At 74.2% G+C, this 25,921-nt stretch carries 3 protein-coding genes and 2 pseudogenes; 3 read left to right on the top strand and 2 right to left on the bottom strand.

Annotated features, from left to right (window positions below; translation table 11 throughout):
- Together B4N89_RS04480 and B4N89_RS04475 are read right to left on the bottom strand one after the other, a co-directional pair.
- Positions 1-1,032 carry an ABC transporter permease gene (locus B4N89_RS04480; RefSeq protein WP_235618465.1) on the bottom strand — a complete coding sequence of 344 codons (1,032 nt, stop codon included), beginning with the start codon at positions 1,030-1,032 and terminating at the stop codon, positions 1-3.
- Positions 1,029-2,692 (bottom strand): annotated as a pseudogene (locus B4N89_RS04475) (ABC transporter substrate-binding protein). Before B4N89_RS04475 ends, B4N89_RS04480 begins: the two are co-directional and overlap by 4 nt.
- 651 nt (positions 2,693-3,343) lie before the next feature.
- Between B4N89_RS04475 and B4N89_RS04470 the strand changes: the two are divergent.
- The 3 genes and pseudogenes from B4N89_RS04470 to B4N89_RS04460 all read left to right on the top strand — a co-directional run.
- Positions 3,344-6,298: a helix-turn-helix transcriptional regulator gene (locus tag B4N89_RS04470; protein WP_078974556.1), complete on the top strand. Its 2,955-nt coding sequence runs from the start codon at positions 3,344-3,346 to the stop codon at positions 6,296-6,298.
- A 224-nt stretch (positions 6,299-6,522) separates the two neighbouring features.
- Entirely contained in the window at positions 6,523-16,104 is a 9,582-nt protein-coding gene (locus B4N89_RS04465) for a type I polyketide synthase (protein ID WP_078979107.1), read from the top strand.
- A 143-nt stretch (positions 16,105-16,247) separates the two neighbouring features.
- Positions 16,248-25,793: pseudogene (locus B4N89_RS04460) on the top strand (type I polyketide synthase); the annotation flags it as partial.
- Between the last annotated feature and the right edge of the window lie 128 nt (positions 25,794-25,921).

Raw genomic sequence — 25,921 nt, 5'->3', positions numbered from 1 at the left:
TCACCCCTTCCGCAGCCGTGGATCGATGACGAGGTAGAGCAGGTCGGTGACCTGCGAGATCACCACGAAGACCAGGGCGGCGAGCAGGACGACGCCCATCACCACCGGCATGTCCTTGGTGTTCACCGATTGCAGGGTCAGCGCGCCGATCCCGGGTCGGGCGAAGACCTTCTCGACCAGTACGGTGCCGCCGAGCAGGGTGCCGGTCAGCCAGCCCGACAGGGTGAGCAGCGGAATCGCCGCGTGCCGGAACGCGTGCCGCGCGCGTACCGCGATCCGGCTCAGCCCGCGCGCTCGTGCGGTGACCACGAACGGCTCGGCCAGCGCCGTCTCCAAGCCCTCGCGCAACACCTGGGCCAGCACCCCCGCGATCGGCAGCGCGAGCGTCACGGCCGGCAAGACCAGGGTCTGTACGCCCTCGGTGCCGGCCACCGGGAACCACTGGAGCCGGAACGAGAACACGGTGAGCAACACGATCCCCAGCCAGAACGACGGCGTGGAGACCGCGACCAACTCCCACGCGCCCAACGCCGAACGCAGCCCGGACCGGCGCCCGGCGGTGGCGATCGCCGAGACCACGGCGATCACCACCGCCAACGCCAGTGCCGCCGAGGCCAGTTCGAGGGTCGGTTGGAACTGCTCGCCGATCAGCGCGGAGACGGGCTGCTGGAGCTGATAGGACTCGCCGAGTCGGCCGTGCAGCAACTCGTTCAGATAGTGCAGGTATTGCCGAAAGACCGGCTCGTCGAAGCCGTAGTCGGCGCGGATCTGCGCCCGTACGGCGGGCGACGCGGTGGTCTGCGGGCCCAGGAGCGTGGCCACCGGATCGCCCGGGAGCAGCTTGAGCCCGACGAAGGCGAGCGTCGCCGCGCCGAGCAGCACGGAGGCGACGGCCACCAGGCGTGCGCCGATCGCGCGCAGCAGCCGCAGTGGGCGAGGCGGGCCCGGCGGATCGGCGGACGACACGGCCTCGGCCGGGGCGGACGCGTCGACCGGGGCCGACGCGTCCGCCATCGTCGGTGCGTGACTCATCGCCGCGCGCTCCACACGTCGTGGAACAGCGGCCAGGCGTTCGGGTCCAGGCGCAGTCCGTTGACGTGCTTGCCGGTGGCGAAGATCGTGGTGGCCGCGTAGAGCGGGACCACCGCCGCGTGTTCGATCACCCAGCCCTGGGTCTGCGCGTACAGCCGGTCGCGGGTGGGCCGGTCCAGGGTCGCCGCCGCCGCGTCGGTCCACTGGTCGATCTGCGGATTGCTCAGCCAGGCGGCGTTTTGCCCACCGGTGCTGGGCAGGTTCGCCGAGTTGAAGTACAGCCGCAACACGTCCGGCTCGAAGCGGGCCCAGCTCATGTCCAGCACGTCGTACTTGCCCGCGTAGGCGTTCGTGGTGAACGCGCCCAGGTCCAGGGCCGGCCGCTGCACCTCGACGCCGATCTTCTTCAGGTCCGACTGCACGGCCTGGGCCAGGATGTCGCGCTGTTCGCGCACCGCGGCGGGCGCGCTGGGCCACTGCACGCTCAACCGTTTGCCGTCGCGGGTCCGGTATCCGTCGCCGTCACGGCCCGTCCACCCGGCCTCGTCCAGCAACCGGCCGGCCAGCGCGGGGTCGTACGGCCAGGTGTTCTCCAGCGCCTTGTCGTAGCCGGGGTGGCCGGCCCCAACGGGCCCCAGGCGCGCCGGTATTGGTCGAAGTAGATGGATTGCACGTTCGGCCCGATGTTGATCGCGCGTTGTACGGCCCGCCGTACCCGTTCGTCGTCGAAGGGCGCCCGGGTGGTGTTCAGGAACAGACTGTAGACCGCGCCCGCGAAGTCGTGGCGCAGGATGCGTACGTCCGAACGCCCCTCCAGACCCTTGACGTTGACCGGTGGGATCGATCCGGCGATGTCGACCTGGCCGCCGGCGAACGCACCGACCCGGACCGAGTCCTCGGTCAGGAACCGGAAGGTCAGCTTGTCCAGGTAGGCGGCGCCCTGGTGCTTGGCGCCGGCAGGTGCCCAGTTGTACGCCGGGTTGTTCTCCAGCGTCAGACTCTGGCCCTTGGTGTGCGCGGCGAAGCGGAACGGGCCGGTGCCCACCAGGTGCGGGCCGCCCGCGCAGAGCTTGTCGCCGTTGGCGGCGAGTGTCTGCGGCGAGTAGAAGCCCAGGTAGGCGGTGCTCGCGGCCTGGAGGAAGGGGGCGAACGGCTTGGTGAAGGAGACCTTCACCGTCGCCGGGTCGAGCACCTCGGTGCCGGCGTAGGGGCCGAGCAGGCTCGCCGCGTATTGCGACTTGGTGGTCTTGGCCGCGATCCGGTCGAAGTTGACCTTGACCGCGTTCGCGTCGAACGGGGTGCCGTCGGTGAACTTCACGTCGGTGCGCAGCTTGAACGTGTAGCCGGTCAGGTCCGGCGCGACTTCCCAGGAAGTTGCCAACCAGGGCTGGAAGTTGCCCTGATCGTCCTCGGCGACCAGCGAGTCGAACACGTTGCGCTGGATGGACGCGGTGATGTCCTGGGGGCTCACGTGGATGTCGAAGCAGGTGGGCTCGGTGTTGATCGCCACCGTCACCGAACCGCCCTTGACCGGCGGCCCCGCCGCGGGCTCCGCCGCGTTCGGGCCCGTCTTCGCGGTGGCGGAACAGGCCGACAGGACGAACGCGGCGGCGAGCGCCGCACCGACGATTCTGGGTAGGCGTGGTCGGATGACGCGCATGGTCGAGTCCTGTCGAGAGTCGGGGATGTCGCGAAGCGGCGCAGAGCGGGGCGAACACCGGCTCCGGCCCTTGAGGAAACTAGCCGCGCCGTCGGGACGCCCAGCACCCCTAGCGGACCCCTACCGACCCTTGCGCGTGCGGACGGGGACGATCCTCGCGTCCGCATGTCGCCTTTCTTTCGCGAGACCTTCGTGTTGACGCGACGCGAGCGGATTTCTAGACTGCCGGTCAGCTATGGAGCGAAAGTCCGAATCACCGATTCGGGACTCTTCCACTTCTTTTTTCGGAGACGGCCGTGCAGGGGACCCGTGGAGCGAGCGCCTGGCGCCTCGCGCTGGTGTCCCGCCTCGACGTGGACCTCGCCCGCATGTCCAGCGGGCTGTGTCGCTGAATCCTCCGTGATTCGACCGGGGTCGGATCGATCCCACCCCGACGTCCGAGGCCGCCTCGGCGCGTCGGCAGGCCCGGCGGCCCCCGCGGATCGGGCCCGATAACGCGTGTTTCGGCCGTCGTGCGCCGACGAGCCGTCGAACCGAGATATTCCGCGGCGCCGCGGCCCCGATGTGTCATCGGCGTGCGCAAATGTTAATCAACGGCAATAGCTAATTCAACAAGCGGAAACACTTGGATTTCCGCCGGGGGAGTGGCACGTGTTTTTCGTGGGGCGAACCGAGGAACTCAGCCGACTGGATAACGCCCGGGCCCGCTGCGCGACCGGGGTCGGCGGCGCGATCACCGTCTGCGGGCCCGTGGCGGTCGGCAAGACCGCGCTCCTGCACACCTTCGCCGAGCGGCCCTCCGCCGACGAGGCGCTGTTCCTGCGTGCCATCGGCACCCCGATGGAGCAGGACTTCCCGCTCGGGGTGGTGCGCCAGCTGCTCCAGTCGGCCCCGCTCGCCGACGAGGATCAGACCCGGATCGACCGGCTCCTCGACGACGGCGCCCATACCGCCGCCTTCGCCGGCACCGACGCGTTGGACGCGACCACGGTCCGCGCCGTTCACGAACTGTCGGCGGTGGTGCTGACGTTGGCCGAGTCACGGCCGGTCGTGGTGGTCGTGGACGACATCCAGCACGCCGACCCCGTGTCGTTGCAGTTCCTGGCCCACCTGATCCGGCGCGTCCGCACCGCACGGGTGCTCGTCCTGCTCGGCGAACGCGAATACGCCGCAGCCCCCTCGGCGGCGTTCGCCGCCTTCTCCGCCGACGTCGAACGCCAGCCGCACCACCGGCGGATCCGACTCGGCCTGCTCGGCCGCGCCTCGGTCGGCGAACTGCTCGAACCCGCCGTCGGGGCGGGCGCCGCCGCCCGGCTCACCGCCGATGTACTCGAACTCACCGGCGGCAACCCGCTGTTGATCCGGGCCTTACTGGAGGACATGGGCGCGGGACACCGCACCGACAGCGCCCGGCGCCCGCTTCGGGCGACCGCGGCCGACGCCTACTGCCGAGCCCTGGTCGGCTGCCTGTACCGCCTGGACCCGGCCACCGTGGAGGTCGCGCGCGGGCTGGCCCTGCTCGGCGAGTCGGGCACGAGTGAGGGCCTGGCCGAACTGGTCGACCTCGAACCCGCCACCGCCACCCGCGCGGCACGCACCCTCAACGACGCCGGACTCGTCGCCTGCGGGCGATTTCGCGACGACCGGGCCCGCGCGGCCGTGCTGGACACGATGACCCGGCCGGAACGCGAACGCGGACACGGCCGCGCCGCCACGCTGCGCCACATCGACGGCGCGCCGTCCGAGGCGGTGGCCAAACACCTCGCGGGCGCCGGAGAGTTCCGTGCGCCCTGGGCGGTGCGCACGCTGCGCGAAGCCGCCGAGGCGGTGGTCGCCGAGGGCGATCTGCGCCTCGCCGTCGACTACCTCAAGCTGGCCGAACGCATCGCCCCGGACGAGTGCACCCGGGTCTCGATCAAAGCCTTCCTGATCGGACTGGAATGGCTGGTCAACCCGGCCGCCGCCGCGCGACACGTGCCGTGGCTGGCCGCCGCCGTGCGCGACGGCCGGCTCAGCGGCCGGGACGCGCTGGTGTGCGTGCGCTACCTCGCCTGGTACGGCCGGCTCGAGGAGGCCAGGATCGTGATCGAGGCGAGCCGGCAGTCGTGCGCGCCCGGCGAGTCGGCCGACTGGCTCACCGCCGCCGAGACCCGGGCCGCCCGGGTCTGGCTCAAGTACTGGTACCCGGCCGTCGACGCGGACCTGCCCGAATACGGGGCCGAGGTGTCCCCGCTGCCCGCGACCATCGGCCGGATCGAGGGATTGGACCTGCTCACCGACGTCCTGGCCGGCCGGCTCGACGCCGACCGGGTCTGCGACCGGGCCGAGCGCATCCTGCGCGGTTCGCGCCTGGAGGACGCCACGGTGGAATCGCTCACCTCCGCGCTGACCGCGCTGGTGTACGCGGACCGGGCCGCCGAGGCCCAGGAGTGGTGCGTCGCGCTGATCGACCGGGCGGCCGGCCGGCGCAGCCCGATCGCCCACGCGCTGTTCTCGGCGGTACTCGGCGAGATCACCGTGCGCCAGGGCGACCTGCTCGGCGCGGAGGAGAGCGCCGCGACCGCGCTGACCCGGATCGCCCCCGAGGGCTGGGGAGTTGCGGTAGGGGTTCCGCTGGCCGCCCGGATCGTCGCCGCGGTCGCGCGCGGCGACCGGGACCAGGCCGCCCGGCTCCTGGAACTCCCGGTGCCCGGCGCGATGTTCCACACCCCGGCCGGACTGCACTACCTGCACGCCTGCGGGCGGTACAACCTGGCCACCGGCCGCGCCGACGCGGCGCTGCACGACTTCCTGTCCTGCGGCGAGCTGATGACGGCGTGGCGGATCGACCTGCCCGGCCTGGTGCCCTGGCGGGTCGAGGCGGCCCGGGCCCACGTGCACCTCGGCGACCACGACGCGGCCCGCGAGTTGTTGGCCGAACAGTTCGACCGGCTCGCGGACGAGCCGTCCCGCACCCGCGGGCTCGCGCTCGGCGTGCAGGCGTCGGTGGTCGAACTGCGCCGCCGCCCGGCGCTGTTGTGGGAGGCGATTCGTGAACTCCAGGCCTGCGGGGACCGCTTCGAGTTGTCCCTGGTGTTCGCCCAACTCGGCAACGCCTACCGCGAACTGGGCGACTTCGGCCGGGCCCGACGGGCGGCCCGTCGGGCCCGGCAGTTGTCCGAGGTGTGCCGGGCCGAGCTGCCGCACACCCTGCCGCGCACCGACCGGCTGGCCGCCGTACCCGACCGGGACGGCGCGATATCGCGCCTGCGCGGCACGACACCCGAGCCGGCGCCCATCCACGAACCCGCCACGAACCGCGAGGCGGACCGGATCGTCGAACGCCCCGGGCGACCCGAACACCGCGAAACGGCGCGCATCACGCTGCCGGCCACCGCCTCGGGCGGCTCCCCGGGCACCGACGAGCAGCCCGGCGCGGGCCTGAGCGACGCCGAACGCCGCGTCGCCGCGCTGGCCGCCCAGGGCCAGACCAACCGGGAGATCTCCCGCCGGCTGTTCATCACGGTCAGCACCGTCGAACAACACCTGACCCGGGTGTACCGCAAGCTCGGGGTGGCCCGCCGACTGGACCTGCCGCCCTGGCTGGAGGAGGAGATCGCGGGCTGAAAAGACCCCGATCGGGGAGCGTGACCGGGGCCGCCGAGGCGAATGTCCGGCGGCCCTCGGCATGCCCCGACAGGGGTCGTTCCGGAGCCCGTCCGCTATGGGGTCGGTAGGGGATCGACAGGGGTATTCGGGCGGGGTGCGCCGGACGAATCCTGAGATCGTTCGGCGCACTCGTCGCCGTTCGGGATCGGACCGTTCGGCATGGGGGGCGACACTCCGCGATGATGACGACCAGTGAGAACACCGCCGGCGACCGCGATCGGCACGGCGGCGCGATCGCCGTCATCGGAACCGCCTGCCGGCTGCCGGGCGCCGCCGACCCCGCCGCCTTCTGGCGACTCCTCGCGGACGGTGTGGACGCCGTCGGCGAGGCGGGCGCCGAGCGCCGGCGCGGCGCGGACCTGCGGCCCGGGGGCTACCTCGACCGGGTGGACACCTTCGACGCGGCGTTCTTCGGCATCTCGCCGCGCGAGGCCGACGCGATGGACCCGCACCAGCGGTTGGCCCTCGAACTCGGGTGGGAGGCCGCCGAAGACGCCGGCCTCCTGCCCGAATCCCTCGCGGGCACCCGGGCCGGCGTGTTCGTCGGCGCGATCGCCGGCGACTGGTCCACCGTGGTGCACCGGTACGGAACCGACGCGATCACCCGGCACACCTTCACCGGCGTCGCTCGCGCGCTGATCGCCAATCGCCTGTCCTGGGCCCTGGACCTGCACGGCCCGAGCCTGACCGTCGACACCGCGCAGTCCTCCTCGCTGGTCGCGGTACACCTGGCCTGCGAGAGCCTGCGCAGCGGCGAGTCCACCGTCGCGTTCGCCGGCGGTGTGCACCTGAACCTGGCCGCGGAGAGCACCGTCGCCGCGGAACGTTTCGGCGCGTTGTCCCCGGACCACCGCTCGTTCGCCTTCGACGCCCGCGCCAACGGCTTCGTGCGCGGCGAGGGCGGCGCGGTGCTGCTGCTCAAGCCGCTGGAGCGGGCGCTGGCCGACGGCGACCCGATCCACGCGGTGATCCACGGCAGCGCGATCACCAGCGACGGCGACACCGACGGCCTCACGGTGCCCGACGTCGGCGCCCAGACCGACGTGCTGCGCCGCGCCGCGTCCGCCGCCGGGGTGGCGCCCGACCGCATCCAGTACGTCGAACTGCACGGCACCGGCACGCGCGTCGGCGACCCGATCGAGGCCGCCGCCCTCGGGACCGCCTACGGCGCCGGCCGCACCGGCGCCGACCGGCTCGCGGTGGGCTCGGTGAAGACCAACATCGGCCACCTGGAGGGCGCTTCCGGCATCGTCGGACTGCTCAAGACGGTGCTCGGAATCCGCCGGCGCACGCTGCCCGCGAGCCTGCACCACACCAGCGCGAACCCGGCGACCGACCCGGCCGGGAACGGACTGCGGGTGCTGACGGAAGCGGGACCGTGGCCGCGCCCGGACCGGCCGCTGCTCGCGGGAGTCAGCTCGTTCGGGATGGGCGGCACGAACTGCCACGTGGTGGTGGGCGAGGCGCCCGCGGTGGTGGCCGACGAGGTACCCGAGGGCGAGGCGCCCGCGCCCGAGGGCCCCCGCGCGCTCGTGGCGTCCGTCCTGCCGTGGCCGCTGTCCGCCCGCGACCCGCGTGCGCTGCCCGGCCAGGCCGGCCGGCTCGCGGCGGTGGACGCCGCGCCCGGGGACGTCGCACTCACCCTCGCGGCCCACCGCACCGCGTTCGCCCACCGGGCCGTGCTCCTCGGCGAGGAATCGGCCGAACTCCGCGACGCGGCGGGCGCGTTGGCCGCCGGACTGCCGAGCGCCGACGCGGTCACCGGCGTCGCCCACCCGCACACCTCCACCGTGTTCGTCTTCCCCGGCCAGGGCTCCCAGTGGATCGGCATGGCCCGGCAACTCCGCGCCGAATCCCCGGTCTTCGCGGCACACCTGGACGCCTGCGCGGACGCGCTCGCGCCGCACGTCGACTGGTCGCCGCACGACGTCCTGCGGGACGTGCCCGGGGCGCCCGGGCTCGACCGCGTCGACGTGGTACAGCCCGCGCTGTTCGCCGTGATGGTCTCGCTGGCCCGGCTGTGGGAGGCGTTCGGCGTGCGCCCGGACGCGGTGATCGGCCACTCACAGGGGGAGATCGCCGCCGCGCACATCGCCGGTGCGCTCACCCTGGCCGACGCCGCGCGCCTGGTCGCCCGGCGCAGCCTGCTCCTGGCCGGCCTCGCGCCCGGCGGCGGCATGGCCTCCATACCGCTCCCGGCCGACGAGGTTCGCGCCGCGCCGACCGTACGGGCCGGCCGGATCGCGATCGCCGCGATCAACGGGCCCTCGTCCACCGTGGTCTCCGGTGACCGCGACGCGCTGGACACGCTGCTCGCCGACTACACCGAGGCCGGCGTGGACGTCCGGTCCATCCCGGTCGACTACGCCTCGCACTCGGCCCACGTGGAGCCGCTGCGCGCCGACCTTGCCCGCGAACTCGAGGCACTCGCACCGGTATCGAGCGACATCGCGTTCTACTCCACGGTCACCGGCGGCCCGCTGGACACCGCCGGGCTGGACGCCGACTACTGGTACCGCAACCTGCGCGGCACCGTGCGCTTCGAGGACGCGGTCCGCGCCGCACTCGCCGACGGCCGGCGCGTCTTCGTCGAGTCGAGCCCGCATCCCGTGCTCACCATGGGACTTCGGCAGATCCTCGACGAAGCCGGCTCCGCGGATGCCGCCGCCGCGCTGACGGTGGGCACACTGCGGCGCGACGACGGCGGGGCGCGCCGGTTGGTGACCTCGCTGGCCCAGGCCTACGTCCACGGCGTCCCCGTGGACTGGACCGCCGCACTGCCGGCCGACGCCCGACGGACCGAACTGCCCACGTACGCCTTCCTGCCGACACCGCACTGGATCGCGGAACCGGCGGCGACGCCCCGGGACGCGCCGGCGGCCGGGTCCACCCGAGCCGGAGACATCGGCGCCGTCAACTCCGCCACCGAAAACGGGAGTTCGCACCTCGGCGACGGTCCCGGCCACGCCGCCCCCGACCCCCTCGCCCTCGTCCGTGCCACCGCCGCCGTCGTGCTCGGCCACGCCGGCCCCGGTGCGGTCGACCCCGATCGCACCTTCAAGGACCTCGGCTTCGACTCGGTCGGCGCACTGGAGTTCCGCGACCGGCTGACCGCCGCGAGCGGGACCGCGCTGTCCGCGTCGCTGACGTTCGACCACCCGACCCCCCGGGCCGTCGCCGCCCATCTCGCGCACCGCACGGCTGGCACCGTGCCCGCGGATGGCGGCGGGCCCGGGACCGGCCCGGCGCCGGCCGCGCCCGAGGACGACCCGATCGTCATCGTCGCGGCCGGCGGCCGGTGGCCCGGCGGCGCGGACACCCCCGAGGCGCTGTGGGACCTGCTCGCGACCGGCACCGACACCATCGGCCCGTTCCCGACCAACCGGGGCTGGGACCTCGACGCGCTCCACGACCCCGACCCCGGGCCCGGCCGGCCCGGGACGACCTACGTACGCGCGGGCGGATTCCTGCACGCGGCCGACACCTTCGACGCGGGCTTCTTCGGGATCAGCCCGCGCGAGGCCGCCGCGATGGATCCGCAGCAGCGGCTGCTCCTGGAGACCGCGTGGGAGGTGGTCGAGCGGGCGGGCATCGCCCCGAGCACGCTGCGCGGCACCCGGGCGGGCGTCTTCGTCGGCGCCATGCCGCAGGAGTACGGGCCGCGCCTGCACGAGGCTTCCGAGGACCACGCCGGACATCTGCTCACCGGCGCGCTGACCAGCGTCGCGTCCGGCCGGCTCGCGTACACCCTCGGCTTGGAGGGGCCGGCGCTGACGATCGACACCGCGTGCTCGTCGTCCCTGGTCGCGCTGCATCTGGCGGCACGCTCGCTGCGCGCGGGCGAGTGCACACTCGCGCTGGCTGGCGGGGTCACCGTGATGTCCACGCCCGGCATGTTCACCGAGTTCGCCAGGCAGCGCGGACTCGCCCCCGACGGTCGCTGCAAGCCGTTCGCCGCCGCCGCCGACGGCACCGCGTGGGCCGAGGGCGCGGCCCTGGTCCTGCTGGAGCGCCACTCCGACGCGCGCCGCAACGGGCATCCCGTACTCGCCGTGCTCCGGGGCAGCGCGATCAACCAGGACGGCGCGTCCAACGGGCTGACCGCGCCCAACGGGCCGGCGCAGCAGCGGGTGATCCGCGCCGCGCTCCACGACGCCGGGCTGAGCCCGGCCGAGGTCGACGCGGTCGAGGCGCACGGGACCGGGACCACCCTGGGCGATCCGATCGAGGCCGAGGCGCTGCTGTCCACGTACGGCGCGGACCGGCCGGCCGATCGGCCGCTGCTCGTCGGCTCGGTCAAGTCCAATCTCGGACACACCCAGGCCGCCGCCGGTGTCACCGGCGTGATCGCGCTGATCGAGGCCATGCGGCACGGCGAACTGCCCCGCACACTGCACCTGGACGCACCGTCGCCGCACGTGGACTGGGCCCGCGGCGGGGTGCGCCTGCTCGCCGAGCCCACCCCCTGGCCGGACGCCGATCGGCCGCGCCGCGCCGCGGTGTCCTCGTTCGGGATCAGCGGCACCAACGCGCACGTGATCCTGGAACAGGCCCCGATCGAGGCGCGGCCGACCGCTGCGACCCAGGACGACGCCGGGCCGTGGACGTTGTCCGCCGCGAGCGCGGAGGCACTTCCCGCCCAGGCCGCCCGGCTGCGTACACACCTGGCCGAGCGTCCCGATCTCGCGCTCGGGGACCTGGCCCTGGCCCTGGCCGGCACCCGGGACACCCTCGCCCACCGCGCGGTGATCACCGGTGGCGGTCGGGACGACCTGCTGCGTGGACTCGACGCGCTCGTCGACGGTCTCGACGCGGCCAATCTGATCGAGGGTGCCGCCCGCCCGAGCGCGCCGCTCGCCGTGCTGTTCAGCGGCCAGGGCAGCCAGCGCGTCGGCATGGGTCGCGAACTGTACGCCGCCGAACCGGTATTCGGCCGCGCCCTGGACGAGGCGCTGGCGCACCTGGACGCCGCGCTCGACCGGCCGCTGCGCGACCTGCTGTTCGCCGAACCGGACAGCGCCGAGGCCGCGTTGCTCGGCGAAACCGCCTACACCCAGCCCGCGTTGTTCGCGATCGAGACCGCGCTGTACCGACTCGTCGAGGCGTACGGCGTGCGGGCCGACCACCTGATCGGCCACTCGATCGGCGAACTCACCGCGGCCCACATCGCCGGTGTGCTCGACCTCCCGGACGCCGCCGCGCTGGTCGTCGCCCGAGGTCGCCTGATGGGGCGAATACCCGCCACCGGTGCGATGATCGCGCTCCAGGGCACCGAGGACGAGATCGCCGCCCTGATCGCCGAACACCCGACCGAGGTCGGTATCGCGGCGGTGAACGGCCCCGATTCGGTGGTGATCTCCGGTACGGCCGACCTCGTCGAAGCGCTCGCCGACCGGTGGCGGGCCGCCGGTCGCAAGAGCAGGCGACTCCGGGTGAGCCACGCCTTCCACTCCCCGCACATGGACGCCGTGCTGGACGAGTTCCGCGCGGTGGCGGCGGGCGTGCGCTTCGGCACACCGCGCATCCCGATCGTGTCCAACGTGACCGGGGACCTCGCCGACGCCGCCGAACTCGCCGATCCCGACTACTGGGTCAGGCACATCCGCGAGGCGGTGCGCTTCCGCGACGGCATTCGCCGACTCGCCGACCTCGGCACGACCACCTTCCTCGAACTCGGCCCCGACGCCGTGCTGACCGCGCTCGCCCTGGCGAACCTGGACGACCCGTCGGCGGTCGTGGTCGCCGCGCTGCGCGCCGACCGCCCCGAACCGACGACCTTCACGCATGCGCTGGCCCGGCTGCACGTCACCGGTACGCCCGTCGACTGGACCACCACCCGCGGCCGGCGCGAGCCGGGCCGGGTCGACCTGCCCACCTACGCGTTCCGGCGTCGCCGGCACTGGCTGGACCCGTCCCGGGCGAGCGCCGACCCGACCTCGGCCGGTCTCGACCCGAGCGAACACCCGTTCCTGGGCGCGGATCTGACCCGCGCGGACGGCTCCGGCCGGGTCTGGACCGGCACCCTGTCCACCACCAACCGGCCCTGGCTCGCCGACCACGCGGTACAGGACACGGTCCTGCTGCCCGGCACCGCCTTCGTCGACCTCGCGCTGTACGCCGCCGAGCGCACCGGTGCGGGCGGCGTCGGCGAACTCGTGCTGGCCGAACCGCTCGTGCTGCCCGACGCGGCGCCGGTCCGGATCGAACTCGCCGTCGGCGCCGAACAACCGGACGGCACCCGGGCCCTGACCGTACACTCGCGCGCCGCCGGCACCGAGACCTGGACCCGACACGCCACCGGCCGACTGGACCCGGCCCGGGACACGACCCCCGCGCCGACCGACACCGCGTGGCCGCCGCCCGGAGCGAGCCCCATCGACGTCGTCGACGTCTACGACCGCCTGGCCGCCCTGGGCTACCACTACGGCCCGACCTTCCAGGGCCTGATCGCCGCCTGGCAGGCCGGCGACGACCTGCTCGCCGAGGTGGAACTGCCCGAACCGGTCGAGGAGATCGGCCACCGAGTCCACCCCGCGCTGCTCGACGCCGCGCTGCACGCCGTGGTGGCACTGCTGCCCGGCACCGACCCGGCCGCGCCCACCCGGCTGCCGTTCGCCTGGGCCGGGGCCGCCGCGCACACCGCCGGCGCCCGCGAACTGCGGGTCCGGATCAGCCCGATCGGCCCGGACACGATCGCCCTGGCCGCCACCGACGACCGGGGTACGCCCGTCGTGACGATCGACCGGCTGACCCTGCGCGCGATCCCGGCGGAGCGGCTCGCGACCCGACCGGGCGCTCCGGGCTCGGGCGCGGATTCGGCCGCGGACTCCTGGTACCGGGTGGATTGGATGCCGGTGCCGCCCGGCGAGTCGGTCGCGGCGGACGACGGTTGGGTGATCCTCGGCGAGACCGCCGACCCGTTCGGTCTCACCACCCTCGCCGAGGCCGACGACCGGCCCGTCGTGTTCCACCCCGACCTCGACGCGCTGCGTGCCGCGTTGGCCGCGGGTGCGGCCCGACCCGCCCGCGTCCTGGTCCCGTTCGCCCGACCCGTCCCGGAACTGGGCACGGTCGTGGCCGCCCACGCTGTCACGGAGCGGGCCGTGACGCTGCTGGGCACTTGGCTGGCCGACCCCGCACTCGGCGACATCACACCGGTCCTGCTCACCCGCGAGGCGATCGCCACCCACCCCGGCGAGGACGTGCGCGACCCGACCGCCGCCGGCCTGTGGGGCCTGGTCCGGGCCGCCGCGGGGGAACACCCGGGCCGGTTGCGGGTGCTCGACCTGGACATCCATCCCGACTCGCTCGCCGCGCTGCCCGCCGCGCTCGCCGGCCCGGAGACGCAACTCGCGCTGCGCGCCGGCGACATCCTCGCACCGCGCCTGGCCCGGGTGCGTCCGGACGACGCGCTGGAGCCACCGCGCGCCCAGGAGCCGTGGCGGCTCGACGTCACCGAACCCGGCACGATCGACAACGTCGCGATGCTGCCGGCCCCCGAGGCCGGCGCGCCGTTGGCGCCCGGGCAGGTCCGGATCGCACTGCGCGCGGCCGGACTGAACTTCCGCGACGTCCTGATCGCCCTCGGCGTCTACCCCGGCGCCGCCCGGATCGGCGCGGAGGGCGCCGGCCGGGTCCTCGAAGTCGCCCCGGACGTCACGGACCTCGCGGTCGGCGACCGGGTCATGGGCCTGCTGCCCGGTGTGCTCGGGTCCCAGGCCGTGGTCGACCACCGCCTGCTCACCCCGATCCCGGCCGGGTGGACGTACGCCCAGGCCGCCACCGTCCCCGTGGCATTCCTGACCGCCTACCACGGCCTGGTCGAACTGGCCGGACTGCGCGCCGGGGAATCCGTCCTGGTGCATGCCGCGACCGGCGGGGTCGGTACCGCCGCCGTACAACTCGCCCGCCACCTGGGCGCCGACGTACACGGCACCGCGAGCCCGGCCAAGTGGCCCACGCTGCGCGCCCAGGGCCTGCCCGACGAGCGCATCGCCTCCTCCCGCACCCTCGACTTCGAGGACCGATTCCGGGCCGGCACCGCCGGCCGGGGCGTCGACATCGTGCTCAACGCGCTCGCGCGCGAGTTCACCGACGCGTCGCTGCGACTGCTCGCCCCCGGCGGCCGGTTCGTCGAACTGGGCAAGACCGACCCGCGCGACCCGGCCGAGGTGCGCGCCGCCCACCCGGGGATCGACTACCGCGCCTTCGACCTGCTGACCCTGGATCCCGCACACATCGCCCACATGTTGCGGGTCCTGGCCCCGCTGTTCGCGTCCGGCACGCTCACCCCGCTGCCGGTCACCGCGTGGGACGCCCGACACGCGATCCCGGCGCTGCGCCGGCTGAGCCAGGCCCGACACACCGGCAAACTCGTCCTCACCATCGCGCCCACCCCCACCCCCTTCGACCCCGCCGGCACGGTCCTGATCACCGGCGGCACCGGCACCCTCGGCGCCCTCGCCGCCCGCCGCCTGGTCGCCGAACACGGCGCCCGACACCTGCTCCTGGTCGGCCGGCACGGCCCGAGCGCCCCCGGCGCCACCGAACTGCGCGCCGAGCTGGCCGCCGCCGGCGCCTCGGTCGAGATCGCCGCGTGTGATGTGGCCGACCCGACAGCGCTCGCCGAACTGCTGGACGGCATCGCGACCGCACACCCACTCACCGCGATCGTGCACACCGCGGGTGTGGTCGCCGACGGCGCGCTCACCGGCACCGACCCCGATCGCCTGCACGCCGTACTACGGCCCAAGGTCGACGCCGCCTGGCACCTGCACACGCTCACCGCCGACCTGGACCTGTCCGCCTTCGTGCTCTACTCGTCCGCCGTCGGTGTGCTCGGCAACCCGGGGCAGAGCGCCTACGCCGCGGCCAACACCTTCCTGGACGCCCTCGCCCACCACCGGCACAGTCTCGGCCTGGCCGCCACCTCGATCGGCTGGGGCCACTGGGCCGAAGCGGGCGGCCTGGCCGCACATTTGACCGACGTGGACCGGCGCCGGCTCGCGGGCAGCGGCCTGGCCCCGATGCGCACCGACACCGCCCTCGACCTGCTCGACCGGGCCCTGGACACCCCACTGCCCGCACCGATCGCGGCCCGGATCGACACCGGCACGCTGCGCCCGGACGCGGCCGTCGGCGTACTCGCCGGCCTGACCCGCGCGGCCGGCCAGGCCCGGGTGCCCGCCCAGCGCGGCGCCGCCCGGACCACCCGAAAGCCCGCCGCCGGCCTGCGGGACCGACTCGCGGGCCGCCCCGTCGACGAACAGCGCCGCGAACTGCTGCTGTTCGTACGCCAGACCGCCGCGGCCGTGCTCGGCCACGACGGACCCGCCGCGATCGCACCCGAACGCGGATTCATGGAAGCCGAGTTCGACTCGCTCGGCGCGATCGAGCTGCGCAACCGGATCAATGCCGGCACCGGCCTGGACCTGCCCTCCACGCTGGCCTTCGACCACCCCACCCCGATCGCGCTGGCCGAGCACCTGCGCGACCTGCTCGCCCCGGCCCCGGCCGCCCCGGACGGCGGCCGACTGCTCGACGAACTCGACCGCTGGCAAGTGTCGTTGGCCGACCTGTTGAACGCCGGAGCCGGTACCGACGAGGGTTTCCGCGCCGACGCGGTCGCCCGGTTGTACGAGTTGCTCGGCCGGCTCGGCGTCGCCGCCCCGGAGGACCCGACCTCGGCGGTGATCGCCCGTCTCGGCGCGGGCACGGACGACGACCTCTTCGACTTCATCGACAACGAACTCGGCATCTCCTGAGCCGGCGCAGCCCGCTCGCCCCGGCAGGAGCAGGCCCGAACGGGCCCGCGTGGAGCCACGCGGGCCGGCCGGGCACCCCGACGCGTACCACATCACGGCGAAGCCGCCGCACGGAAAAAGGCTGATACCCCATGGCGAACGAAGAGAAGCTGCGTGACTACCTGACCCGGGTGACCGCCGACCTGCACCAGGCCCGGCGCCGGTTGCGGGAGAACGAGGAAGCCCGGAACGAGCCGATCGCCGTGGTCGGCATCGGCTGCCGGCTGCCCGGGGGCGTGCACTCGGCTGCGGACCTGTGGCGGCTGGTGGCCGAGGGCCGGGACGCGATCGGCGGCTTCCCCACCGACCGGGGCTGGGACCTGGACGGCCTCTACGACGCGGACCCGGACGCGGTCGGCAAGACGTACACCCGACAGGGCGGATTCCTCCACGACGCCGCCGAGTTCGACGCGGCCTTCTTCGGCGTCTCCCCGCGCGAGGCGCTGGCCGCCGATCCGCAGCAGCGACTGCTCCTGGAGACCGCCTGGGAGGCGCTGGAGGACGCCGGGATCGACCCGGCGGCGGTCCGCGGCTCGGCCACCGGCGTCTTCGCCGGCGTGATCGCGCAGGAGTACACCCCGCGCCTGTACAAGTCCACCCCCGACCGGGTCGACGGCTACGTGCTGACCGGCAGCACCACCAGTGTCGCGTCGGGCCGGATCTCGTACACCTTCGGCTTCGAGGGCCCGGCGGTGACGGTGGACACCGCGTGCTCGTCCTCGCTGGTCGCGCTGCACCTGGCGGCCCAGTCGCTGCGCTCGGGCGAGTGCGACCTCGCCCTCGCGGGCGGGGCCACGGTGATGGCCTCGCCCGGGATGTTCGTCGAGTTCGCCCGCCAGCGCGGACTGTCCGCCGACGGACGCTGCAAGGCTTTCGCCGGTGCCGCCGACGGCACCGGCTGGGCCGAGGGCGTCGGCCTGCTCGTCCTGGAACGACTCTCGGACGCCCGCCGGGCCGGCCACCGGGTGCTCGCGGTCCTTCGGGGCAGCGCGGTCAACCAGGACGGCACCAGCAGCCAACTCACCGCCCCCAACGGCCCGTCCCAGCAGCGGGTGATTCGCCGGGCGCTCGCCAACGCGGGCCTGACCCCGGCCGACGTGGACGCGGTCGAGGCGCACGGCACCGGCACCCGGCTCGGCGACCCGATCGAGGCCCAGGCCCTGCTGGCCACCTACGGCCGCGAGCGCACGCCGGAACGGCCGCTGTGGCTGGGCTCGTTGAAGTCCAACATCGGGCACGCCCAGGCCGCCGCGGGGGTGGCCGGAGTGATCAAGATGATCGAGGCGCTGCGCCACGGCGTGCTGCCCGAGACACTGCACGTGGACGAGCCGACGCCGCATGTGGACTGGTCGTCGGGCGGGGTTCGGTTGTTGACGGAAGCCCGGCCGTGGCCGGAGGTGGATCGGCCTCGGCGGGCGGCGGTGTCGGCGTTCGGGGTGAGCGGGACGAACGCCCACGTGATCCTGGAACTGCCGGACGAGGACCGGGAGGTCGTCGAGCCGCCGCCGACCGTGTCGGCGCCGTCGATTCCGTGGGTGCTCTCCGCCAAGTCGGCGCCGGCGTTGCGTGCGCAGGCGGCTCGACTGACCGACGTGCCCGGCGCGGCCGAGGTCGGCTTCGCGCTCGTCTCCTCGCGCTCGGTGTTCGGCGAGCGTGCCGTCGTCCTGGGCGCGGACCGTACGCAACTGGAGTCCGGACTGGCCGCGTTGGCGCGCGGTGAGCAGATCCCGACCGTGGTGGCCGGCACGGCGGGCGCGCCCGGCCGTACCGTCTTCGTCTTCCCCGGCCAGGGCTCGCAGTGGACCGGGATGGCCGCCGAACTGTACGCCCAGGCACCGGTGTTCGCGGCGCGCTTCGACGAGTGCGCCAAGGCCGTCGAACCGCATCTGGACTGGTCGTTGGTCGATGTGTTGACCGGTGTCGAGGGTGCGCCGTCGTTGGATCGGGTGGACGTGGTTCAGCCGGTGTTGTGGGCGGTGTTGGTGTCGCTGGCCGAGGTCTGGCGGGCGTACGGGGTCGTCCCGGACGCGCTCGTCGGGCACTCGCAGGGTGAGATCGCGGCGGCGGTGGTGGCCGGCGGGTTGTCCCTGGAGGACGGCGCCACGGTCGTCGCGTTGCGCAGCCGGGCGATCCTGGCCCTGTCGGGGCGCGGAGGGATGGCGTCGGTGGCGCTGCCGGAGCCGACGGTCCGCGAGCGTATCTCGGCGTGGGGTGGGCGGATCTCGGTCGCGGCGGTGAACGGCCCGGGGCAGGTGGTGGTCTCGGGCGAACCCGATGCGTTGGCGGAGTTGGTGGCCGTGGTGACCGACGAGGGTGGTCGGGCGCGGTTGATTCCGGTGGACTACGCCTCGCATTCGGCGCAGGTGGAGGAGATCCGGGCGCGGATCGTCGCGGATCTGGCCGGGATCGCGCCGGTGTCCGGGACGATCCCGGTCTGGTCGACGGTGACCGGGGACTGGGTGGACACCGCCGGGATGGATGCCGCGTACTGGGCGACCAACCTGCGCGAGACGGTGCGCTTCGAGGAGGCGGTGCGCGGACTGGCCGAGTCCGGACACGGCGTGTTCGTCGAGGTGAGCCCGCATCCCGTGCTGACCGCCGCGATCCAGGACACCCTGGAGGCGGCCGGCACGGTCGACCCGGTCGTGGTCGGCACCCTGCGCCGGGAGCAGGGCGATCTGCTTCGGCTGCACACCTCGCTCGCGGAGGCGTTCGTGCGCGGGGTGCCGGTGTCCTGGGAGGCGGCGTTCGCGTTCGCCGAGGGCACCCTGCCGCGGGTCTCGCTGCCCACCTACGCCTTCCAGCGCGAGCGGTTCTGGCTGGACACCGGCGAGCACACCGAACCGACCCGGGACGCGGCGGACTCGGCCTTTTGGGAACTCGTCGCGGGTGGCGACCCGGCGGGGTTGTCCGCCGCCCTCGGGGACGTGGACGGGGATCTGGCCGAGCCGTTGGGCGCGGTACTCCCGGCCCTGTCGTCCTGGTGGGAGCGGCGGCGATCCGGCGCGGTGACGCAGTCCTGGCGACACCGGATCGTATGGCGCCCGGTTTCCGATCCGGGGCGGTCGCGGCCGGACGGGATCTGGCTCCTTGCGGTGCCGGACGACCCGGAGGTCGAGCCGTGGGCCGCGTGGTTCGGCGAGGCGCTCGCGGCGGCCGGTGCCCGGGTGGTGCCGCTGGCGGTGGCCCGAGAGGACGCGGATCGTGGGGCGCTGCGGGCGCGGCTGACGGACGCGGTCGCGGCGGCGGACGGACCCGTCGCCGGAATCGTGTCGCTGCTCGCCCTGGCCGAGGGCCCGGTGCCCGGCTTCGCCGCCGTGCCGTGGGGTGCGGCGGCGACCCTGGCGCTGGTCCAGGGGCTGGGGGACGCGGACGTGGTCGCCCCGGTGTGGGCCGTGACCGGCGGTGCGGTGTCCATCGGTGCCGAGGACGCGGTGCGGGTGCCCGAACAGGCCCAGATTTGGGGCTTCGGCGGGATCGCCGCAGCGGAACTGCCCGACCTGTGGGGCGGCTTGATCGACCTTCCGGCGCGGATCCCGACCGGGGCGGCGGCGGACCGACTGGTCGCCGTGCTCTCCGGGGCCACCGGCGAGACGGAGATCGCGCTGCGGGACGCGGCGATCTGGGCGCGCAGGCTGGTCCGGGCCTTGCCGGCCGCCGGCCCGGACCCGACGCCCTGGCAGCCCACGGGGACCGTGCTCGTCACCGGCGGCACCGGGGCGCTGGGCGGGCACGCGGCCCGCTGGGTGGCCGAACGTGGCGCGGAGCACGTGCTGTTGGTGAGCAGGTCCGGGGCAAACGCCCCGGGAGCGGCGGCGCTCGCGGCCGAGGTGGGCGCGTTCGGTGCCCGGGTCTCGTTCGCCGCGTGCGACGTCGGCGATCGCGCGGCGTTGGCCGACGTCCTCGCCGGCATCCCGGCCGACCTGCCGCTCACCGCCGTCGTGCACACCGCGGCCGTGCTCGACGATGCGGTGATCGCCGACCTGACCCTCGACCAACTCGACCGGGTGCTGCGGGTCAAGGTGGACGGCGCCCGACACCTGGACGAACTCACCCGCGATCTCGACCTGTCGGCGTTCGTGCTGTTCTCCTCGCTCGCGGGCATCTGCGGGGTCCCCGGACAGGGCAACTACGCGCCGGGCAACGCCTACCTGGACGCGCTGGCGGCCCGCCGCCGGAGCGCCGGACTGCCCGCGACGGCGATCTCCTGGGGCCACTGGGCCGGTGGCGGCATCGCCGCACCCGAGGTGGAGGAACGGCTCGGGCGCCAGGGCCTGCGGATGCTCGATCCCGAACTCGCCGTGCGGGTGCTGGGCCAGGTCCTCGACGCCGGCGACAGCCACCTGACGGTCTGCGACATCGACTGGGACGTGCTGTTCCGCGATCGTCGCGCGCCGCTGGTCGGCGAACTGCTCGACGCGGCCGCCGGCGGCGCCGGGACCCGCCCGCCGGCCACGCTCGACGCCCCGTCCGCCGAAGGCTTCGCCGCCCGACTCGCCGCGCTCGGTACGGCCGACCGCTCGCGCTTCCTCGTGGAGGCGGTGCGTGCCCAGGCGGCCGTTGTCCAGGGGCACGCGAGCGCTGCCGCCGTGGATGCCGCCAAGCCCTTCCGGGATCAGGGATTCGACTCGCTGACCTCGGTGGAATTGCGCAATCGGCTCTCCGCCGAGACCGGTCTGAAGTTGCCCGCGACGCTGGTCTTCGACTACCCGACCCCGAACGCGCTCGCCGAATTCCTGCGCGGCGAACTGCTGGGCGAGGTCGAGGCGGCGGACGTGGTCCAGGCGGTTTCCGAGGCGGACACCACCGACGATCCCGTGGTGATCGTCGGGATGGCCTGCCGGTTGCCCGGCGGGGTGGCCTCGCCCGCCGACCTGTGGCGCCTGGTGGCGGCCGGGACGGACGCGGTGGGCGGCCTGCCCACCGACCGGGGCTGGGACCTCGAGGGGCTGTACGACCCCGATCCGGATCGGGTCGGCACGTCGTACACCCGCAACGGCGCCTTCCTGGCGGAGGCGACCGAGTTCGACGGCGCCTTCTTCGGCATCTCGCCGCGCGAGGCGCTGGCGATGGACCCGCAGCAGCGGCTGCTCCTGGAGACCTCGTGGGAGGCGCTGGAGCGGGCCGGGATCGACCCGGACACGCTGCGTGGCAGCCGGACCGGGGTGTTCGCGGGCCTGGCCGGCCAGGACTACCTGCGCGACCTGACCGGCACGCCGGAGGGTCTGGAGGGCTACCTCGGCACCGGCAACGCGGGCAGCGTCGCCTCGGGCCGCATCTCGTACACCCTCGGCTTCGAGGGGCCGGCGGTCACGGTGGACACCGCGTGCTCGTCGTCGCTGGTCGCGCTGCACCTCGCGGCCCAGTCGCTGCGCTCGGGCGAGAGCGATCTCGCGCTGGCCGGCGGGGTCGCGGTGATGGCCTCGCCGAACATGCTCGTCGAATTCTCCCGGCAGCGCGCCCTGTCCGTCGACGGCAGGTGCAAGGCGTTCGCCGGCGCGGCCGACGGCACGGGCTGGGCCGAGGGCGTCGGACTCGTGGTGTTGCAGCGCCTGTCGGACGCACGGCGCGCGGGCCGTCGGGTGCTCGCCGTGCTGCGTGGTTCGGCGGTGAACCAGGACGGTGCGTCGAACGGGTTGACGGCGCCGAACGGCCCGTCGCAGCAGCGGGTGATCCGGGCGGCACTGGCCGATGCCGGGTTGTCCGCCGGTGACGTGGACGTGGTGGAGGCGCACGGGACCGGGACGACGCTGGGTGATCCGATCGAGGCCCAGGCGTTGTTGGCCACCTACGGCCGGGGCCGGGACGAGGATCGGCCGTTGTGGCTGGGGTCGTTGAAGTCCAACATCGGGCACGCCCAGGCCGCCGCCGGGGTGGCCGGGGTGATCAAGACGGTGGAGGCCCTGCGGCACGGCGTGTTGCCCAAGACGCTGCACGTGGACGAGCCGACGCCGCACGTGGACTGGTCCTCGGGCGGGGTGCGACTGCTGACCGAGGCCCGCGCCTGGCCCGAGACGGATCGGCCTCGGCGGGCGGCGGTGTCCGCCTTCGGGGTGAGTGGGACCAACGCGCACGTGATCCTCGAATCGGCCCCGTCCGAGGACGAGCGGGCCGACGAACGGCCGCCCGTCGACGACGTGTTCCCGTGGGTGTTGTCGGCCCGGACACCGGACGCGTTGCGGGCGCAGGCCGCCCGAGTGCGGGGCGTGCTCGACGAGAACCCCGTGGACGTGGCGTTCTCGCTGGTCGCCTCGCGGGCGTCGTTCGCGGAGCGCGCGGTCCTGGTCGGCTCGGCGGATCGAGCGGCGAGGCTCGAGGCACTGGCGCGCGGAGACCGCCCGTCGGGCGTGGTGACCGGGACGGCCGGGCCGGTCGGCAAGACCGTGTTCGTGTTCCCGGGACAGGGCTCGCAGTGGACCGGAATGGCCGCCGAACTCCTGGACGACTCACCCGTGTTCGCGGCCCGCTTCGCCGAGTGCGCGAGCGCGCTCGCGGACTTCGTCGACTGGTCGCCGGTGGAGGTGTTGACCGGGGCCGAGGGTGCGCCGTCGTTGGATCGGGTGGACGTGGTCCAGCCGGTGCTCTGGGCGGTGTTGGTATCGCTGGCCGAGGTCTGGCGGGCGTACGGGGTCGTCCCGGACGCACTCGTCGGGCACTCGCAGGGTGAGATCGCGGCGGCCGTGGTGGCCGGCGGATTGTCGCTGCGCGACGGTGCGCGGGTGGTGGCACTGCGGAGTCGGGCGATCGTGGCGCTGTCCGGTCGCGGCGGGATGGCCTCGGTGGCCGAGCCGCTGGAGGCGGTGCGCGAGCGGATCGCGGCCTGGGACGGGCGGATCTCGGTCGCGGCGGTGAACGGCCCGGGGCAGGTGGTGGTCTCCGGTGAACCCGCCGCGTTGGCCGAACTGGTGGCCGCGGTGACCGACGAGGGTGGTCGGGCGCGGTTGATCCCGGTGGACTACGCCTCGCATTCGGCGCAGGTGGAGGAGATTCGCGCCCGGATCGTCGACGATTTGGCGGGGCTGGTGCCGGTTACCGGGACGATCCCGGTCTGGTCGACGGTCACCGGGGAGTGGCTGGACACCGCGCGGATGGACGGCGCGTACTGGGCGACCAACCTGCGCGAGACCGTGCGCTTCGAGGAGGCGGTGCGCGGTCTTGCCGCCGCCGGGCACGGGGTGTTCGTCGAGGCGAGTCCGCATCCCGTGCTGACCGCCGCGATCGAGGCCACCCTCGATGAGGTGGGTGTGGAACAGCCGGTCGTGGTCGGTACGTTGCGGCGCGACCAGGGTGGCGCGGAGCGCCTGTACACCTCGCTCGCCGAGGCCTTCGTGCGCGGGGTCGCGGTGGACTGGACGGCCGGCTTCGCCGGCGTCGGGGCACGGGTGGTCGAGTTGCCCACGTACCCGTTCGAGCGCAGGCGGTACTGGATTCGGGACGCCGAGCGGGGCGCCCCCGCGGGCGGTTCGGTGTCGACCGCCGCGGCGTCGATCGACGCCGCGTTCTGGGACCTGGTGGAGCGCGGCGACCGGGCCGAACTGGCGGCGGCTCTCGGGGCGGACGCCTCGGCCGAGTCGTTGGGCGAGGTGTTGCCCGCGTTGTCGTCGTGGTGGGACCGGCGGCGCTCGCACGCCACGATCGACGCGTGGCGGCACCGGATCGTCTGGCGTCCGGTCGGCGGCTCCGGGCCCGGCAGGCTCGCCGGCACCTGGCTGCTCCCGTTCCCGGAAACGGACGCCGCGACGGCGTGGGCGGACTTCCTGACGGCGGTCCTGACGGCCGCCGGGGCCCGGGTGGAGCCGATCCCGGTGGTGCGTGGGGCGGGCGAACGGGCGGCGTTGCGGGACCTGGTGACGGGACCGCGCGGGCCGATCGCAGGCGTGCTCTCGTTGCTGGCGCTCGCCGACGGCACGGCGCCCGGGTTCGACGCGGTGCCGTGGGGTTCGGCGGCCGGCGTGGCACTGGTCCAGGCGCTGGACGACGCCGGAGTGTCGGCCCCGCTGTGGGTGGCGACCGCCGGCGCGGTGTCCGTCGATGCGGGCGATCCGGTACGGGTGCCCGAGCAGGCGCAGACGTGGGGCTTCGGCGGAGTCGTCGCGGCGGAGAGTCCCGGGTCGTGGGGCGGCCTGATCGACCTGCCGGGCGAGTACCCGACCGGGGACGCCACGGCACCGGTGTGGACCCGACTGACGGCCGTGCTGGCCGGGGCGGCGGACGAGAAGGAGGTCGCGGTACGGGCGAGCGGGCTTCGGGGCCGCCGACTCGTGCGTGCGCCGCTCGGCGCGGCACGGCCGGCCGCGACCTGGCGGCCGTCCGGGACGGTGTTGATCACCGGGGGCACCGGCGCGCTCGGTGGACACGTGGCCCGCTGGGTGGCCGGACGCGGTGCCGAACACGTGTTGTTGGTCAGTCGAAGTGGCGCGGACGCGCCCGGAGCGGAGCGGCTCGCGGAGGAGATCACCGCGCTCGGTGCCACGGTCTCGTTCGCCGCGTGCGACGTGGCCGATCGCGCCGCCCTGTCGGCCGTACTGGACGAGGTCCCGCAATCGTTCCCGCTGACCGCGGTGCTGCACGCGGCGGCGATCCTGGACGACGCGGTGATCGGGGACCTGACTCCGGAGCAGCAGCAGGCGGTGTTGCGGGTCAAGGTGGACGGCGCCCGGCACCTGGACGAACTCACCCGCGATCTCGACCTGTCGGCGTTTGTGCTGTTCTCCTCGGTGGCCGGCATCTGCGGGGTGGCCGGGCAGGGCAACTACGCGCCGGGCAACGCCTACCTGGACGCGCTGGCGGCCCGCCGCCGGCAGGCCGGGCGGGTCGCCACCTCGGTGTCCTGGGGACACTGGGCCGGCGGCGGGATCGCCGCGCCGAAGATCGAGGAACGACTCGGCCGGCAGGGCTTGACCATGCTCGATCCGGCCCGCGCGGTGGAAGCCCTCGGACAGGTCCTCGACGCGGACGAGAGTCACCTGACGGTCTGCGACATCGACTGGGACGTGCTGTTCCGGGACCGCCGGCACCCGCTGGTCGCCGAACTGCTTCGGACGCCGGCGGCAGGGCCTGCCGCGGCGCCCGGCGGCACCGCCACCGAGACGCCCGCGAGCAGGCTGACCGCGCTGCTCGCGGAACTTCCCGAGGAGCAGCGCCGACCGCATCTGGTCGACCTGGTCCGGACCCAGGCGGCGATTGTGCACGGGCACGCCTCGGCCGCCTCGGTCGAGGCCGGAAAGCCGTTCCGGGACCAGGGATTCGACTCGCTGACGGCGGTCGAGCTGCGCAACCGGCTGTCCGCCGAGACCGGTCTGAAGTTGCCCGCGACTCTGGTCTTCGACCACCCGACCCCGAACGTGCTCGCCGAGTTCCTGCGCGGCGAACTCGTCCCGCGGACCGTCGCGGACGCCGAGACGGTACGGGCCGAGATCGACCGCCTGGAGGCGCTGCTCGCTCACGCGGCCGGCGATCCGGCCGCCGATCCCGCCGAACACGCGGCCACTGCCGCGCGGTTGACCACGATCGCCGCCCGATGGGTTGCCGCCTCGGCACCCGCCGCGGGGTCCGACGGTCCCGAGGTCGGCGCGATCGACGAGGAGATCGACGCGGCCTCCGACGCCGAACTCATCGAATTCATCGGCAAGCAGTTCGGCATCTCCTGATCCGTCGGCATTCCCCGACCCGCCGGTGGCTCCCGACCGGCCGGTCCACGCGAAAGGCACAACCACCATGAGCGACCAGCAGATCCGCCACCTGCTCAAGCGGCTGACCGTCGAACTGCACGACACAC

Source organism: Embleya scabrispora (genome assembly GCF_002024165.1).
GTDB lineage: Bacteria > Actinomycetota > Actinomycetes > Streptomycetales > Streptomycetaceae > Embleya > Embleya scabrispora_A.
Note: the sequence above shows the minus strand (reverse complement) of the source record. Positions and strands in the feature narration are given on the sequence as shown.

What these genes read in the sequence shown, in the direction of transcription:
- B4N89_RS04480 (WP_235618465.1), bottom strand. Translation starts at nt 1,032, where the DNA reads ATGAGTCACGCACCGACGATGGCGGACGCGTCGGCCCCGGTCGACGCG.
- B4N89_RS04465 (WP_078979107.1), top strand. Translation starts at nt 6,523, where the DNA reads ATGACGACCAGTGAGAACACCGCCGGCGACCGCGATCGGCACGGCGGC.